The 16,893-nt window shown below is 41.9% G+C and carries 13 protein-coding genes and 1 pseudogene; 13 read left to right on the top strand and 1 reads right to left on the bottom strand.

The window, feature by feature from the left end; genetic code table 11:
- The 13 genes and pseudogenes from H6G17_RS34565 to H6G17_RS33385 all read left to right on the top strand — a co-directional run.
- A pseudogene (locus H6G17_RS34565) lies at positions 1–135 on the top strand (NAD-dependent epimerase); the annotation flags it as partial.
- Positions 128–1,291 carry a DegT/DnrJ/EryC1/StrS family aminotransferase gene (locus tag H6G17_RS08500; protein ID WP_192156123.1) on the top strand — a complete coding sequence of 388 codons (1,164 nt, stop codon included), beginning with the start codon at positions 128–130 and terminating at the stop codon, positions 1,289–1,291. The pseudogene H6G17_RS34565 and the gene H6G17_RS08500, both read left to right, overlap by 8 nt.
- A 47-nt stretch (positions 1,292–1,338) precedes the next feature.
- Entirely contained in the window at positions 1,339–3,000 is a 1,662-nt protein-coding gene (locus H6G17_RS08495; RefSeq protein WP_192156122.1) for a glycosyltransferase family 4 protein, read from the top strand.
- Between the two features lie 25 nt (positions 3,001–3,025).
- On the top strand, positions 3,026–4,120 hold the full coding sequence (locus H6G17_RS08490; protein ID WP_192156121.1) for a hypothetical protein: 1,095 nt from the start codon (positions 3,026–3,028) through the stop codon (positions 4,118–4,120).
- 79 nt (positions 4,121–4,199) lie between these two features.
- The gene (locus H6G17_RS08485; protein ID WP_192156119.1) at positions 4,200–5,366 is read left to right on the top strand and encodes a glycosyltransferase family 4 protein; all 1,167 of its coding nucleotides are present in this window, start codon (positions 4,200–4,202) and stop codon (positions 5,364–5,366) included.
- 48 nt (positions 5,367–5,414) lie between these two features.
- Positions 5,415–6,494 carry a glycosyltransferase gene (locus H6G17_RS08480; RefSeq protein ID WP_192156118.1) on the top strand — a complete coding sequence of 360 codons (1,080 nt, stop codon included), beginning with the start codon at positions 5,415–5,417 and terminating at the stop codon, positions 6,492–6,494.
- Between the two features lie 22 nt (positions 6,495–6,516).
- A complete protein-coding gene (locus H6G17_RS08475; RefSeq protein WP_192156115.1) occupies positions 6,517–7,734 on the top strand; it encodes a glycosyltransferase in 1,218 nt (405 codons plus the stop codon).
- A 28-nt stretch (positions 7,735–7,762) separates the two neighbouring features.
- Positions 7,763–8,932, top strand: coding sequence for a glycosyltransferase family 1 protein (locus H6G17_RS08470; RefSeq protein WP_192156113.1), 1,170 nt, complete (start codon positions 7,763–7,765; stop codon positions 8,930–8,932).
- A gap of 4 nt (positions 8,933–8,936) precedes the next feature.
- Positions 8,937–9,695: an FkbM family methyltransferase gene (locus H6G17_RS08465; RefSeq protein WP_206757149.1), complete on the top strand. Its 759-nt coding sequence runs from the start codon at positions 8,937–8,939 to the stop codon at positions 9,693–9,695.
- Positions 9,696–9,734: 39 nt separating this feature from the next.
- On the top strand, positions 9,735–10,985 hold the full coding sequence (locus H6G17_RS08460) for a glycosyltransferase family 4 protein (RefSeq protein ID WP_192156109.1): 1,251 nt from the start codon (positions 9,735–9,737) through the stop codon (positions 10,983–10,985).
- Between the two features lie 71 nt (positions 10,986–11,056).
- The gene (locus tag H6G17_RS08455) at positions 11,057–12,283 is read left to right on the top strand and encodes a glycosyltransferase family 1 protein (protein ID WP_192156107.1); all 1,227 of its coding nucleotides are present in this window, start codon (positions 11,057–11,059) and stop codon (positions 12,281–12,283) included.
- Between the two features lie 118 nt (positions 12,284–12,401).
- Positions 12,402–13,787 carry a hypothetical protein gene (locus H6G17_RS08450; protein WP_192156105.1) on the top strand — a complete coding sequence of 462 codons (1,386 nt, stop codon included), beginning with the start codon at positions 12,402–12,404 and terminating at the stop codon, positions 13,785–13,787.
- A gap of 117 nt (positions 13,788–13,904) precedes the next feature.
- Positions 13,905–14,837 carry a class I SAM-dependent methyltransferase gene (locus H6G17_RS33385; RefSeq protein ID WP_192156103.1) on the top strand — a complete coding sequence of 311 codons (933 nt, stop codon included), beginning with the start codon at positions 13,905–13,907 and terminating at the stop codon, positions 14,835–14,837.
- On the opposite strand, the gene H6G17_RS08440 is transcribed toward H6G17_RS33385, so the two are convergent.
- The gene (locus H6G17_RS08440) at positions 14,821–16,893 is read right to left on the bottom strand and encodes a right-handed parallel beta-helix repeat-containing protein (RefSeq protein WP_192156101.1); all 2,073 of its coding nucleotides are present in this window, start codon (positions 16,891–16,893) and stop codon (positions 14,821–14,823) included. The genes H6G17_RS33385 and H6G17_RS08440 overlap by 17 nt on opposite strands.

Below are 16,893 nucleotides of genomic sequence, written 5' to 3'. Positions count from 1 at the left end.
CGCCGACTAGCAGATGTCAGCAAAGCAAGAGAGTTGCTGGGTTTTGAGGCACAAGTCTCTCTAGAAGAGGGGTTATGTCAGCTTGTCAAATGGTGGCGCGAACAAAAGCTGGCAAAGGAAACAAGCAATGTCTGAGCAGATGCAGAATATTCCAATTGCCAAACCTTGGATGGGCGAAGCTGAGGCAGATGCCGCTAAGCGGGCGATTATGTCCGGTTGGGTGACGCAAGGACCCGAAGTCGCCGCTTTCGAGCAAGAGTTTGCCGCTTATGTAGGGGCAAAGTCTGCTTGTGCGGTTTCTAACTGTACCACGGCATTACATCTAGCTTTGTTAGCCGTGGGCGTAAAACCCGGCGATGAGGTAATTACCGTCAGTCATTCTTATATTGCGACTGCCAATAGTATCCGATACTGCGGCGCAATTCCGGTATTTGTCGATATCGAGCCGCACACTTACAATATCAATCCCACTTTAATTGAAGCGGTGGTGAGCGATTGCACCCGCGCGATTCTAGTCGTCCACCAAATGGGAATGCCCTGCGACCTCAAAGCAATTTTGGACGTTGCCCATCGCTACAATTTGCCAGTTATTGAAGATGCAGCCTGCGCCATTGGCAGTGAAATTCTCTGGGATGGTGAGTGGGAAAAAATCGGCAAGCCGCACGGCGATATTGCCTGTTTTTCCTTTCATCCCCGTAAGGTAATTACGACTGGTGATGGTGGAATGCTAACCACCCGCAATCCTGAATGGGACAAACAATTTCGTCTGTGGCGACAACACGGCATGAGCGTCCCCGATACTGTCCGCCACGGTGCAAAACAAGTGATTTTCGAGTCTTACCCGATGTTGGGCTACAACTACCGGATGACCGACATTCAAGCGGCAGTGGGACGGGAACAGCTCAAACGCTTACCAGAAATTGTCGCGCGTCGCCGCCACCTAGCACAGCGATACCATGAACAGCTCTCAGATGTGCCTGGATTAAAATTGCCTACCGAGCCAGTTTGGGCAAAAAGTAACTGGCAGAGCTATTGCGTCCGCTTACCGGAGCAGTGCGACCAGGTGCAAGTCATGCAGGCGATGTTGGATGCGGGAATTTCGACGCGACGCGGGATTATGTGCGCTCACCGCGAAGCAGCATATCAAATTGAGGCTTGGTCTTGTGGAAGCGATCGCCTCATCGAAAGCGAACGAGCTACCGATCGCGCCATCATCTTACCACTTTTCCACCAAATGACCGAGCCGGAACAAGATCGGGCGATCGCGGTTTTGAAAACTGTTTGTCTTTAAGTGTTGTGCTGAGTGCAATCTAGCAGGAGCAGATCGAGAGAAAGTATATGGAAACACTAGCTAACAAAACACTCAGCCTTTGGCAAGCAGAAGGTCGCCAGCTCATCCCACAAAACTTTGCGGCGTTTCGTAGCCTGATCTCGCAAGCAAAAGACTTAGCGCAGCAAGGCAACTACGAAGCAGCAGCGGTGTACGGGCAGCTTGCAGCTAACTACGCTCAGTTGAACCATTGTGGTTTTTTCGTCAGCTCCGAACTAGAGCAGCTCCTCCTGACCATTGGACGCAAGGCAATCCCAATCGCTTTCGCTCCTCAAAAGGAGACTGCATTGCCCAAAACGGTGAAGCACGTACTTCACGTATCAACCCATCTTTCTGATATCGGCGGTATACCTAGACTATTGCGGCGCTGGATTCAACAGGATACCGAGCGATCGCACTCAGTTGCTTTGACAAGGCAAGCACTGAACGAAATTCCTCAAAACCTGAAAGATGCTGTAGTCAATAGCCAGGGCAAGATTTACGTATTAAACGACCGAAGTGGCGGAATTATCTCTCGCGCCAAAAGACTGCGCGAATGTGCCGCAACAGCAGATATTGTGATACTACATACTTGGGAGTACGATGTTGTACCAACAATTGCATTTGCTAGTAAAGCACAATCTCCCGCAATTGTCTATACAAATCACGGCGACCATTGGTTTTGGGTAGGAGCTGCTGTTAGTGACGCGATCGCGAATCTCCGCGAGTCGGGAATGCATTTATCTCAGCAGCGCCGAGGGATTGAGGCAAAGCGTAACCTGCTGCTTGCGACGATTTTAGAACCAGCTTGTAGAAAACTGTCGCGATCGCAAGCCAAGCAACAACTTGGAATTGACGAAAACAGTATCATGCTGCTCTCCATTGCCAGAGCAGTTAAATATAAAACGGTTGATGGCGTTAGTTTTGCTGATGCTCACGTTGAATTACTAAAGCGATACGATCGAGCGATCTTGGTTGCGATCGGTCCAGGTCATAGCGACGAAGATTGGTCGGCAGCGATCCAGCAAACCCAGGGAAGAATTCAAGTCTTGGGAGAAACTAAAGATACCGCTGTATTTTATCAAGCTGCCGACATCTATGTTGACTCATTTCCTTTCGTTTCCATTACATCCATACTAGAAGCTGGCAGCTACGGCGTACCCTCGGTGAGTCGCTATCCATACTCTTCCGATCTATGCGGCGTTCTTGGCTCTGATATGCCTGGTTTGACTGGCAATTTAATTCGAGTGCGCGATCTAGAAGAATATACAGCAGTTTTGTCCCGCTTAGTTGAAGATGAAGAGTTTCGTTTATCGCTTGGGGAAGCCACCAGAAATAAAATAGCCGCAACTCATTGGGGTAATCATTGGCAGAATGCTTTAAACGATCTTTATTCTTATGTTGTAGCTCTACCAAAAAAAACTGCGACCTTAGATTTAGTGGATGAGATGTCTTTAGGTGAACCGGATATCTTCTTACCAAGCGTCAATCAAACCGATCTGAAAACAGTTATGCATTGGCACATGCCGCTGATGCCATTCAAACAACGGCTACAGTTGTGGTTCAACTTGGTCAAAAAGTACGGATTTCGTAATAATCCGCTGAATGTTTTACTCACAGAAAAATTGCGATCGCGCTATTACTTATTGCGCCGTAACTACTCGCATTGGCGTTCTTTACGAAAACGTTAATTAAATTTTTAGTTTTACAAATTATATGCTGAAAAACTTACCCCCAATTTATTTTTATATTCCTCCCAGCAAATTACCCCCTGGCGATTTACCGCAAAACGCCGATTCCTACTGGCAGTGGCAGTGTGCTCAACATTCAATTTCTCCTATGCAAAGTGGTGGCTGTTTTTGGACGCTGCAAACCTATCTTTATCTCAAAGACTATGGCTTTTCTTGTCAATTGATAGGAACAATGCCTGATGAAGGAATTGTTTTGTCTCATCGTGATTTTCTCGATGATTCTCTACAGCCTAGTCCCAAGGTACTCATTGTTTGCTTAAGAGCAGATGTGGATCGACATCCTTACGCACAACTGCATGTCGTGCAAAATCCGTACCAAGCAATACCTAAGCGATTTTTGACACTTTGGGAAAGTTACTTTATTCCTCACTGGGCGCAATCTTCTCTGATTCCTCGCGATCCTCGGCGAGGAGATACTTTTGAAAATGTTGCTTTTATGGGAAACGAAACAAATTTAGTCGCTGAATTTCGGGGTCAGTTTTGGCACGAGCAACTAGACGCTTTAGGCTTGCGATTTCAGAAGAAACTCGCTCACGATTCCTGGCATGACTACAGTGATATTGATGTCGTCTTGGCTGTCAGAGAATTTGGTCGTAAAAATTATTTTAGAGGCAAGCCTGCATCAAAATTATATAATGCATGGCACGCTGGCGTACCAGCAATCTTAGGATATGAATCTGCCTTCCGAGCCGAGCGCAAAAGCGAGCTTGATTATCTAGAAGCAACTTCTTTGACAGAGGTAATTTCATCGCTCAAGCGCCTTCGAGATAACAAGGAAATGCGTCGCGCTATGGTTGAAAACGGGTGGATACGGGCTAAAGAAACACAATCGGAGCAAATGGTTGCAAAATGGCAAACTTTTTTGATCGATAGTGCAATTCCAGCCTATAAAAATTGGTGTTCGATGTCGCCTTGGCAACAGCAAGTCTTTTTTAATACACGTCGTTCTTTCCTCTCATTTCGTCCGAGTTACTACTTCCTAAAATCACAAGTATTTAACTTTGTAGAAAAAACTGTTCGCGGGAAAAGTAGCTTAACAATCTCAGGTCGTAGACAGTAATCTTTACTTGAGTTTTGCATGTGTAAAATCACAAAAATACAAAAATATTGTATTTTAAAATATAACCATTATAAAAAATATGAAGATAGCATACACAACCACCTACAATGCTCGCTTTTTAGGTACGCAAGGCTGTAATGAATGGTCGGGAACAGGTTATTACATAGCTCAGTCACTCAAGCAGCAGGTCGCCAGCGACATAGAGTATATTGGTTCTCTAAAAAATCCACTGACGTTGAAAGTTTGGCTAAAACTGAAGCGGCACTATCACGAGCTTTTTCACAAAACTTATATCAAAACTACAGAACCAACACTTCTTAAAAATTACGCCGATCGGGTTTCTAAAAAACTAGCTCAAAGTAATGCAAATATTATATTTAGTGCCACGGTAGATCCGATCGCATATCTTGAATGCCAACAGCCAATTGTTTTCTGGGCAGATGCAACTTTTGCTAACTTAATAGATTTTTATCCCCAATATAGCAATCTATGTCAGGAGTCAATTAGCAACGGACATTTAATGGAAAAAACTGCTCTCCAGAAATCTAAGCTAGCAATTTATTCATCTGAATGGGCAGCTCAAACCGCTATTGAATATTATCAAGCCGATCCAGCAAAAGTAAAAGTTGTACCTTTTGGAGCAAACATTGAAAGTAGTAAAACTCTTTACGAAGTTAAAGATTTAATTGAAGTCAGACCCTTAAGTCCATGTAAATTGCTATTTATTGGAGTTGATTGGTTCCGTAAGGGGGGAGATATTGCCCTTAAGGTTGCTCAGGAGTTAAATAACTTAGGTTTGAGTACAGAGCTAACAGTTATTGGCTCTCATCCTATTGTAGAAGGTTCTCTACCTAGTTTTGTTAAACCATTGGGTTTTATTAGTAAATCTAGTCGCGAAGGTCAAGAGAAAATCCATCAACTTATTGGCGAATCTCACTTTCTAATTTTGCCCTCACTTGCAGATTGTTCGCCCATTGTTTTATGCGAAGCGAATTCACTAGGCGTACCTTGTCTTTCCACTAAAGTTGGGGGAATTCCGACAATTATCAAAATAGGTTTAAATGGTGCAACATTTGACAAAGAAGCCGATATTTCGGAGTACTGTAAATATGTAATTCATTTATTTAATAACTATAACGAATACAAAGATCTGGCACTTTCTGCTTTTAATGAATATCAGACGCGACTTAACTGGAAGGTGGCTGGGCGAACCGTGAAAAAATTACTGGTAGACAACCTAAATTAGAACTGGAGATGCCAGGGACTAATATGTTTACTTTTAAGAGCTATTTTTATGAAAAATAAACTATCAGTTAGCATCATCATCAATAACTATAACTACGATCGCTTTTTAGCAGAAGCAATTGATAGTGCCTTAAGCCAAACTTATCCTCATACTGAAGTCATTGTTGTCGATGACGGATCTACAGATAATTCTCGCAATATTATTGCTAGTTACGGCGAGCGTATCATTCCTATTCTGCAAGAAAATGGCAAACAAGCAGCCGCTTTTAATAGTGGATTTGCTATAAGTCAAGGCGAAATTATTATCTTCTTAGACTCTGACGATTATCTTTTTCCTCATACTGTCGAACGCATAGTTTCTATCTGGGAACCACATTTAGCTAAAGTACATTACCGCTTAAATGTAGTTGATACCTTTAGTCAATCTCTAGGATATTCCTGTCCGCAAGGTGCATTATTATCGACTGGCGAGGTATGGCGCAGATTACTAGAAGTTGGTTGTTATGGTAGCACACCTACTAGTGGCAACGCACTCAATCGTAAAGCACTAGAACAAGTCTTCCCGATTCCCGATGAATATAAACTAACTGCTGATGATTACTTATCAATTTCAATTCCTTTTTATGGAGAAGTAGCAGCGATTGAAGAACCTTTAGGTGTGTACCGAATTCATAATAGCAATCAGTGGGCTTTAGCTACAGTAACAGGCGATCGCTTTCATAGATTTGTCCGGCACGATCTACAAAACTATTCCCTGCTATTACAAAAAGCAAACGAATTAGGATATAAATTACCAAAAGATTTAGAACAACGAGCCATCGGGCGATTATGGTCGCGGATTATTTCCTTACGCTTAGATCCTCAAAATCATCCGATTCCTTCCGATAGTTCTCTCTCACTTGTCTATCAGGGAATTCGTTCGCTTTGGAAATACTCGCACTTTAATTGGCAAAAACGATCGATCTACAGTCTCTGGTTTATTTGGGTGGGATTTATGCCTTTAGCTTTAGCAAAACCCGCGATCGCTTGGTTATACGCGCCGCATTTTCGCCCCAAAGCGATCGCTTGGATAATTACAAAAATTCAGTTGCAGGCAAATCGGTCGAAGTTATCTAGTAGTAAAATATAACGATTTATACATAATAAATACAATGAAAACAGTAGATTCAATTCATAGCAAAAAAACGAATTTTAAAACTAACTCTTGTCTGCGAGTTCTTTTTGTCAGCCATGCTTATGTAGTAGGTGTAAATCAGGGAAAACTTCAGGCGATCGCAGAAATTGATGGAATTGAAGTCGGTTTATTGGCTCCTAGTAACTGGAAAGCATTGGAATGGAATCGCCGACTTGAACTAGAAAAACCGTACTCAAAAATTCAAGTTTACAGCGCACCCGTGTTGTTTGCTGGTCGTGGCGGCGCTCATATTTACGCACCTTGGCGAGTTTGGCAAGTGCTGAACGATTTTCAACCTGACATAGTACAAGTCGAAGAAGAAGTTTTCTCAATGTGTGCGTTTGAACTAGCAATTTGGACGCGAATAACAGGCAAGCAATTAGTTGTATTTGGGTGGGAAAATATGGATCGCAACCTACCCAGATTTCGCCGTTGGGTGCGTCAATTTGTGCTGAATTCAGCCAGCGCCATTATTGCAGGGAATCATGAAGGAGCCGATTTATTGCGTCATTGGGGATATACAAGAAAGATCGCAATTATGCCTCAGATGGGAGTAGACACGAATTTATTCGCGCCGCAATTATCTCAAGGCGATCGCCAAGAGTTCCATATCGGTTTTTTAGGACGATATGTTGCGGGAAAAGGAATAGACATCTTATTTACCGCTGTTAGTCAACTGCGACAACGGGGTTTCAATTGTCGCGTCATCCTCTGCGGTTCTGGTACGAGTGAAGCAGATTTGCGTCAGGAAGCAGAAAAACAGCAGATTGCTGACTTGGTAATTTGGGAAAAAGCAGTACGACACGAAGCAGCACCGATCGCAATCGCACAATTTGACGTACTCGTACTTCCCTCACGCACAACTCCCACCTGGAAAGAACAGTTCGGTCATGTATTAATTGAAGCAATGGCAATGGGTGTACCTGTTATCGGCTCTACCAGTGGCGAAATTCCCCACGCGATCGGACGATCTGACTTAATATTTTCAGAAGAAGACGCACATCAATTAGCAGTAATTTTAGAGCGACTAATTTGCGACCCAAATTGGCGACAAGAAGTAAAAAATTACTGTTTGAACAGAGTTCAACAGCATTACTCGCACGAACGAATTGCAGCGCGATCGCTTCAACTATGGCAAACATTGAGGAAATGGGGAGAAGGGAATAGGAAGTGGGAAGCGATGGCTGATAACTGATAACTGATAACTGATAAGGAGTTTAAAAATGCGCGTCGCGATCGCACGAACAATGGCTGAATTTAGCATTGATGTCCATACCAACGGTTTAATTTCAGGACTCAAAGCTGTCCGTCCCGATTGGGAAATTATTGAATTAGCACCGCGTTCTTTCGATCGCAATAATTCTTCCTGGTTGCTGAGAGTGCAGAAATATTACGAACGTTTCTGGCGCTATCCTCGTAGAGTTAAACAGCAAACAGCCGATATTTTTCATATTATCGAACCTTGTGATGCTCATCTCGTCTATTGGTTAAAGCAGACTGGTCAACCTGCGATCGTTACTTGTCACGACCTGATTAACTTTTTCTACCGCGATAATCTTAAAGGTTCGGTACAATTACCGCTAGTTAGTAAAAGTGCTTGGATCTATGCAGTTAAAGGCATGAAATCTGCCGATCGCATCATTGCTGTTTCTAGTGCGACCGCTAAAGATACAACACAAATCTTAGATATTGAGCCAGCGCGGATTAGCGTGATTCCTAATGCTGTCGAAGCTATTTTCAAACCTTTACCCCAAGTAGAAGTTGAGTCATTTCGCACTCAACAAGGAATTAGCAAGGAAACATTTTGTCTTTTAAATGTTGGCGTAAATCATCCCCGTAAAAATATTTCTAAGATTTTACAAGCAATAGCAGTTTTAGTTGACAAAGGTTTGCCAATACAATTTTGGAAAGTAGGGTCAGATTTTAACACCGAGCAAAAAGAGTTTATCCAAAGTCATAACTTAACTAAATGGATTAAATATTTTGGAAAACCAGATAAATCGACCTTAATACAGTTATATAATGCTGCTAATATTCTAATTGCTCCTTCATTACACGAAGGGTTTGGAATCACTATTTTAGAAGCAATGGCTTGCGGTACTCCTGTCATTACTTCTAATGTATCTGCTATGCCTGAAGTTGTTGGTGATGCTGGGATTTTAGTTAACCCAAACAATTCGATGGAAATTGCAGACGCAGTAATTTGTTTGCAAAAAGATCCAACGTACTACCAAGACCTTGTAAACAAAAGTTTGCATAGAGTTAAGTCATTTACTTGGGAGAAAACAGCAGAGCAAGTAGCTAAAGTTTATGAAGAATTACTAAGTACCAGATCGTCTAGCAATCGAATTTCTTCTAATAATTACTTAAAAATTTCAATGGAGAGAAAGTAGTAAAATGATTGTAATGTCTACAAAAGATTTAGTTAGAAGAACATTACCCCCCTCGGCTGTTATTCACTTAATGGCTGCAATGCACTACCGTAAAGGTGAGCCTGAGTTAAAAATACTTAAATCGCTGGTCGATCGCCAGAAAAATAGTATTGACATTGGGGCAAATAAAGGAATTTATACTTATTTTCTAGCTCGGCTTTCGCGTCATGTATTTGCTTACGAACCCAATCCAGAACTAGCAGAATTCATTCATAAATCGGGTCGTTCTAATGTGAGCGTTTACGCGATCGCTCTTTCCAATCGGTCGGGACAAGCAAATCTATCAATCCCACTTGTCGATAACTTTTTATACGACCAACTTGGAAGCCTAGAAGAAAAAGCTGTTCCTCAAGGTAGTAAAACATATCAAGTACCATTAAAAACACTTGACGAGCAAGGTCATACAAACGTTGGTTTTATCAAAATTGACGTAGAGGGACATGAAGCAGCTACAATTGATGGAGCCAAAAATTTATTGATAACTCAACGCCCAAATCTTCTGATTGAAATCGAACAAAAACATCATCCAGATCGCGATATTTCTGAGATATTTGCGAAGATTCTAGCTTTAGGTTACAAAGGTTTCTTCTTGCTAGATGGAGAGCTTAAAAGTTTAGATAACTTTTCTCTCAAAAAATACCAAAACATCGAAAATTATGCCGGGTTATCCTCTCTAGGAAAAACCTATATCTGCAACTTTATTTTCCAGCCTTCCTATGGCTAATTGGCAAAAAATTTCATACCTTTATTTCCGCTCCCAACTATGAAAATTTTAATATCTGCATACTCCTGCGAACCAGGTATGGGTTCCGAGCCTGGTATCGGTTGGAATATCGTTCGCGAGGCTGCCAAATATCACGAAGTTTGGGTACTCACTCGACCTGATGAAAGCCAGAATGAGATTGAGGCAGAACTAGCACGCAACCCCATCCCCAATCTTCACTTTATTTATTTCACTCTCCCCTTTTGGTACGATAGCCGCCGATGGGGACACTCTGGCGGAATGCAACTGCATTATTACTTATGGCAAATTCAAGCATATTTTGTTGCTCGTCGCCTGCATCAGAAAATTGGCTTTGACCTGACGCACCATGTTACTTTTATGAAGTATTGCAATCCTTGCTTTCTATCTTTGCTACCATCCCCCTTCATCTGGGGACCAGTAGGAGGTGGAGAGTCTGCGCCAAATACCTTCTGGGAAGATTTTAGTTGGAAAGCCAAAATTTACGAAATTACCCGCAGCTTAATTCGCAAGTTGGGAGAGATAGATCCCTTTGTACATCTGACTACCAAAAAGAGTACTGTAGTCCGAGCAACAACTAAAGATACAGCCGAGCGGCTGTATAAAATAGGCGCAAAGCAGGTACAAATCTTGCCAGGATTCGGATTACCTGAAGAAGATATGGCGCTTCTGACTCAATATGAAATACCTGACGAGACACCAGTAAGGTTTATCAGTATCGGTAGGCTTTTACACTGGAAAGGCTTTCATCTGGGACTGCGTGCCTTCGCTCAAGCAAATTTACCCAATACAGAGTACTGGATTGTTGGAGAAGGACCGGAATGCGATCGCCTGCAAATTCTAGCACGAGATTTGGGTATCGATCGCAAAGTAAAATTCTGGGGTAAATTACCGCGTGAAAAAGCTTTAGACCTCTTAAGAGATTGCCACGTATTAGTTCATCCCAGTTTGCATGATTCTGGAGGATGGGTATGTATGGAAGCAATGGCAGCAGGTCGTCCCGTTCTCTGTTTGGATTTAGGAGGTCCAGCAATTCAAGTTACAAATGAAACTGGTTTTAAAGTTCCAGCTCTCGAACCATATCAAGCTGTACGCGACCTCGCAGCCAGCATGATTCACTTAGTTCAAGATCCAGAACTGAGAATTAGTATGGGTCTTGCTGCACGGAAGCGAGTCAGTCAAAACTATAGCTGGAAAGCTGTCGGCGAAGATTTGAACAAGCTTTATACAGAAGTCAGGTGTCAGAAGCCAGGAGCAAAAATGACTAAATAGCTCCTAAAATACCGTGCCTCTTAGAGTCACATCCGATCCATGGCAATACATATTTAAGGGAGCATCTCGATATGCACATTCTCATTGCTGCTTTACACAGACCTTCCAAACCAACTGGTGTTTGCAGACACGCCGCAAATTTAGCTCAATGCTTAGCTGATACAAAAGAGGTCACTAAAGTAACTTTGATAGTAGGAGCATGGCAGAAGCATTATTTTAAAACATTTTTTAGCTCCAAAAAAATTAATTTGGTCGATATAGACATCGAGAATAGTGCGTTGGCAAGAAATATGTGGTTTTTATTTGGTTTACCAAAATTGGCTAACCGTCTCTTGCCTGACTTAGTTTATATGTCATTTCCTTTCCCCTTTGTAAGAAGGCTATTCTCGTCTCCTATAATTTCTACAATTCACGATTTATATCCTTATGAAAGTCCTGAAGTTTTTGGATATCCAAATGCAATTTTCAACCGTTTATTTCTGAAGCAATGTATAACAAATAGCGATGGTCTAGTTTGTGTATCTAAATCTACTGCAAGCAGCCTGAAATTATATTTTCCAAATCTTCATCTACGCAAACTAGTAACTGTTATTTATAACTACGTGAGTTTGGAAGGTTTAAAATCTAATTCGTCAATTCACTTACCAATTAGCGATCGCGATTCTTTTCTATTGAGTATTGCTCAACATCGAAGCAATAAAAATATCAACTTAGCAATCCAAGCTTTTTGGTCGTTAATTAAAAACAAGTACTTAAAAAATACGACTAAACTAGTTATTGTGGGCAACAATGGACCTGAAACCGCAAAAATTCAGCAGTTAATTAATCGACTCTCCCTTCAAGAACTGGTAGTACTGCTTGATTCTATTGAAGATAGTGAATTGTGTTGGCTGTATCAAAATTGTGAAATGTTTATTGCCCCTTCGTCGCAAGAAGGTTTTTGTTTGCCTCTAGCAGAAGCTATACATTTTTCTTGTAAGATAGTTTGCTCTGACATTCCAGTATTTAGGGAAATTGGCTCCTCTAACTGTACTTACTTTGACTTGCAAGGAGATCCAGTAAAAAATCTCTCTCAAGCAATGATTAATGCATTAAAAAAACCTCTCAGTCAAACTGCAAAAGACCTGCGTTTTTCTAAATCAGATGTAGCCGCTCGTTATCTGAAATTTTATGCTGCGATCGCTAGAAAGAGTCCATTACGTGTCGGTTTTTTGCAACGAGTGCAAACTAGTTTTAATAAAATCAGTACCAATAACCAAAATCAATCTACATCGAAAGTTAAAAAGTTTAATCAATAAGTAGGTGAACGTAGATATTTATCGTAGAGAAAAGGCAGAAGGTAGAAAGAAAATAAATTTGCTCTTTAAGTATGTCCGAATACTTAACTCCAAACATTTAGCGGAGGGAAATGAATAGATGCAACCCTTACCTCAAAAAATGGATTTAGCGATCGGCACTAGAACCATAGCAAAAAAGAAGTATATTATTAAGAGTTCAACTCTGATATTTTTTGCCTTTGCTACTGCTTTTTATTCTCGAATTTTTTGTACGATAACTCGCGCTCCTTCATTTCTCAATTTTTTTCATTTTTTGACAGTTGGGTTTGCGCTTGCAGTGGTGCTAGTCACTAACCGCAGCAAGGATCGTAAGCAAATGGCGATCGCCAGTTTGCTTTCATCTGCTATTCTGGTTCTGCTAGGAGCTATGCTTGTCAGCGCGCTTGTCAATAACGCAGGTTTTATCAATGTAGTTTTTAACTTTTTAATTCTGGCTGAGCCATATCTATTCCTGCTAGCAATAGTTTGTATTCCCCTATCATCCGCCAGCATTAAAAAAATCAGGAATTGGATGTTAATTTCAGCTTTGATTAACTTTTTGTTAGCTGAAGTTCAGAAACCTTTATTAAGTGCTGGCTTACTATTTGCAGCAAATGGAATGGATGAAACGGATGGCGTTCAAGGAGTTTTCTTTGCAACAGGAGCAGGTGGTTATGTCTCCACTGCCGTTTCCGTAAGTGCTGCTTTATATTTCTTGCTTTTTTTTAAAACAGCTCCCCTCTGGCTACGAATACTTAGCTTAATTGGTGCAGTTCATCAAATCTTGATTGCAGATACAAAACAGGTAATTTTAACTTCAGCATTAGCTTGGATGTTGTTAGGTTTAAGCCAAACTCGAAATGTTAAAAAGTTTTTAATGTATGTGACCTGTATCGTTCTCGCGATCGCCGCTTTTATCTGGGCTGCATATAATCTAGAAGCTTTTGAGGTTTACAAATATTGGTTTTCTAGATCCGATATATATGAGAATTCTGAGACTGGCGGACTTGCCGTTAAAATGCAAGGAATTCATATGGTACTCGCCCACTGGCGATCGCCCTTAAATTGGTTATTTGGGCTTGGACCAGGGCATACACTTGGTAGATTAGGAGGATGGTCAATTCGAGAGTATTGGCACTTATTAAGCCCGCTAGGAGCTTCCAATCCTCCTCTATATGACGACATCTGGAAGTTTATCAATGGGAATTGGATTGCTTTGACAACAACCTTGTATGTTCCTTTGTTCAGTTGGGCAGGAATTTGGGGAGATTTAGGTTGGTTTGGGCTAGGAACTTATTTGTATCTTGGCTTCATTGTATGGCGCAATCTTTGCTTAGATGATTTCAGTAGGTTTCTCGTACTTACTGTAGTAGTTTACGGTTTTTTTCTGACTCAAATGGAGGAACCAGGTTTTATGCTCACTATTGCTCTTTTAATCGGTCTACGATGGCATGAAAACAGAAAAATAGCGTTAAAGATTGAATAAATAAATAACTTTCTATCAAAGTTTTGACGCTAATACTCGCTATTTCTACTAACGTTAAAGCTTGCCCAAGGTCTTACAAACAACATACATCAAACAAATTTACAAGGTTTAAACATCGTGACAAAAAATAATTCTCAGAAGTCGAATGTGATGGATCGAGTTAAAGCCCACAATTCACAAACTAGAAAATATCGCCATACAAGCTGGATGAGAAAGTTGGCAATTTTTTTGACAATGGGATTCCCAGATCAAAAATACTTAGGAGCTTTCTACATACCCCTACTATTTCAATTAGTTCCACAAAAATATCGGAGAAATCTAGCTTTAAATTTAATTGCGATTAGTCCTCATTATTTTGGACAGCATAGAAAAAGCATTCAAAACATATCTCGTCGAAATTTTTTAGAAACCGAACACAAAAGGATGGTTAACGATAGACAGTCTATGGTTGAAAGGGCTGTGAAACCATACATAAACCAGGAAATGACCGTACTAGATCATGGCTGTGGACCTGGATACCTGGCTCAAGCAGCTGCACAATATTGCCGCAGAGTTATAGCCGTAGATATTTCCGCAGGCGTTATCGCTTGTGCCAAAGAAATTAACTCTCAACCGAACATTACATATTTGACTGAAAATAAGAGCGATCGCTTATCTCAAGTTGGTGACTCTAGTATAGACTTTATTTACTCTTTTGCTGTCATGCTACACGTTACCGATGACGTATGCGAACAACTCTTAAAAGAGTTTTTTAGAGTTCTAAAACCTCAAGGAAAAGTCATTTGCGAATTTCGTTTAGAATCACCAGAAAATAAGAACCTAGCGATCGAAGGGAGCGGAAAGAAAAAATCTCTCTTTCAAAGAGTACTAGATAAGTATACTCTTCGCGTAGTCAATCGACCTTTGGAAAAAATTGAACAGTTTATGCAAAACTCAGGTTTTGAAATCGTCTCATTTAGCGAAAACCCTGGTTACAGCAACGGTTACTACACGTTCGTATTAAAATCAACTCAATTCGCCAAAGTTTCTGACATCACCGTTTCAGTCTAGAGCCAGCTCTCCAAATCTTAGCGCCCCGTTCGTATGCCCCGATATCGGGGGCGCTACCCACGAACCCATCTGTCACCCCAGTAATTGCCATACCTGCATCGATCGCAGGCGAACCAGATTGTAAGGTAAAATCTGGGATAGATTTTGAATCTGTTGTAGTAGCTTTGGTGAACTTTGGATCGGTTGACTGAAATAAATTGTGAGACTGCTGGCTGGCAGTTATACTCGTCGAACTCCGCAAAATATTGTTGCGCGCTTCAACAGTTTTATCTGTATATATTGAACCGAGAAACGTATTGTTGAAAATCCGATTGTATCCGCGTGGACTACCTGCGACTAGATAAAAGCTATCTTTGCCCCCCGTAATATTCCACACTACATTGTGATGAATTGTACTGTTGTAACTTTCAATATCTAAATAAATACCTCGCGTTCCCCAAAACGGACTGAATGCTTGAGTATCTCGAATCCAATTGTGATGGATAGCTCCGCCTGCAAGATTGATATAGCAACAGATATAAATTGCCCCCAAATCGGTACTCAACATGCCAAAGCGAGAGATATCGTTGTAAGCAATATCGATTTTGTTACCGTCGAAACCTGCGGTATGCCAATCAAAACTGATAGCGTCGCGTCCAGCTGCTTCGATTGTATTGTAAGTAATCCGATGATTAGTCCCGTTGATGCGGACTGGGGCGGCGTAAGATGCCATGTAATTGCTGTTAGCAATAATATTATTCGTCACTCTGTGTCCCGTGCCTTCTAACAATACGCCATTGCCAGAACTCCATTCCACAACTGAGTTTTTCAGCGTATGCTTGCTACCCCGTAACTGTATACCGGTGTCGTGCGCGTGAGATGCAACGATCAAACCATCATCAGAATTAGGTGCTTGCTCGGACTTCGGTAATGGTGGTAGAGTCATGTGGTGCGATACGTACTTGGCACGGATACCATCGATAACTACACCTTTACTCGCATTGCTGGTGGTCACTGTACTGGCAAAAAGCTTCAAATTACGCAGTACGATATAAGAGCGATCGCCCAGATCGAAAGCAAAGTTGCGCTGCTTCACCTCTACTGAGTTAGGACTCGTACCACCAAGAGTCCAAAGATAGAGGGTGCGATCGCTGCCATCGTAAAACCATTCGCCTTCGCTATCGAGCAACCCCAACTTGCCAACTAGATAGAACCAATATCCACCTCGATCCCAAGGGGCAGTCATTTGTGCCGTCAGCTTTCCCGCCGTACCACCCGTTATCGTCCCGGTGCGAGTGACATACCAATCATTCGTCCATACTGTAGCACCAGTCCAACCCTCTGCTAAATTGGGAATTTCAGCGTTTTCTACGATCGCCGCATTCCCACTCAGGCTTCTGACACCACCACCCGCCAGTTTCGGACGCAACGGATCTCTTCCCGTGTTGGGCCACCGCGCTTCTGGCATCATCTCGCCATTGACAAACACTTGATTGGCAAAAAAGCCCGTATCGTTGTATTTACTTGTGGGTAAAGACGCATTCGCACGGAAAATAGAACCGCGAAACACCTGCCATCCCTCAACCAGATTCGCACCGGAGATCGTTACGTCCTCTTTGTTGTACGCTGCAAATGTTATCGGTGTAGTCGATGATGTCCCTGAATTTGCGGGGCGAACTGTTTCGCGATAAATTCCAGCTCTTAATAAGCAGGAGTCACCAGGCTGAGCGACACTAGCACACTTTTGCACTGTTTGAAATGGGCGCTCCAACGTACCGGGATGATTATCTGAGCCTTTTGAGGCGACGAAATACTCACGAGCAACATTCGCAGCATCAAGTGGCGAACTACTGAGTAAATATCCATGCGGACTATGAGAGCGATCCGAGGCAGATATACTGAAGCTGATAAGAATACCAGTAGCAAACAATAAAATTCTCAACTTATTCATGCGATCGCCCGTAAAGCCATAGCTCGGAGTACATTTATGTTGAAATGGCTGAAAGTTAGTGCCATCGTATTCACGGAATACTTGAGCGCTGGATAAATTTTTGATTGTTTTAACCAGGTGGTGCAA

Source organism: Chroococcidiopsis sp. [FACHB-1243] (assembly GCF_014696895.1).
In the GTDB taxonomy this organism is placed as follows: domain Bacteria; phylum Cyanobacteriota; class Cyanobacteriia; order Cyanobacteriales; family Chroococcidiopsidaceae; genus Chroococcidiopsis.
Note: the sequence above shows the minus strand (reverse complement) of the source record. Positions and strands in the feature narration are given on the sequence as shown.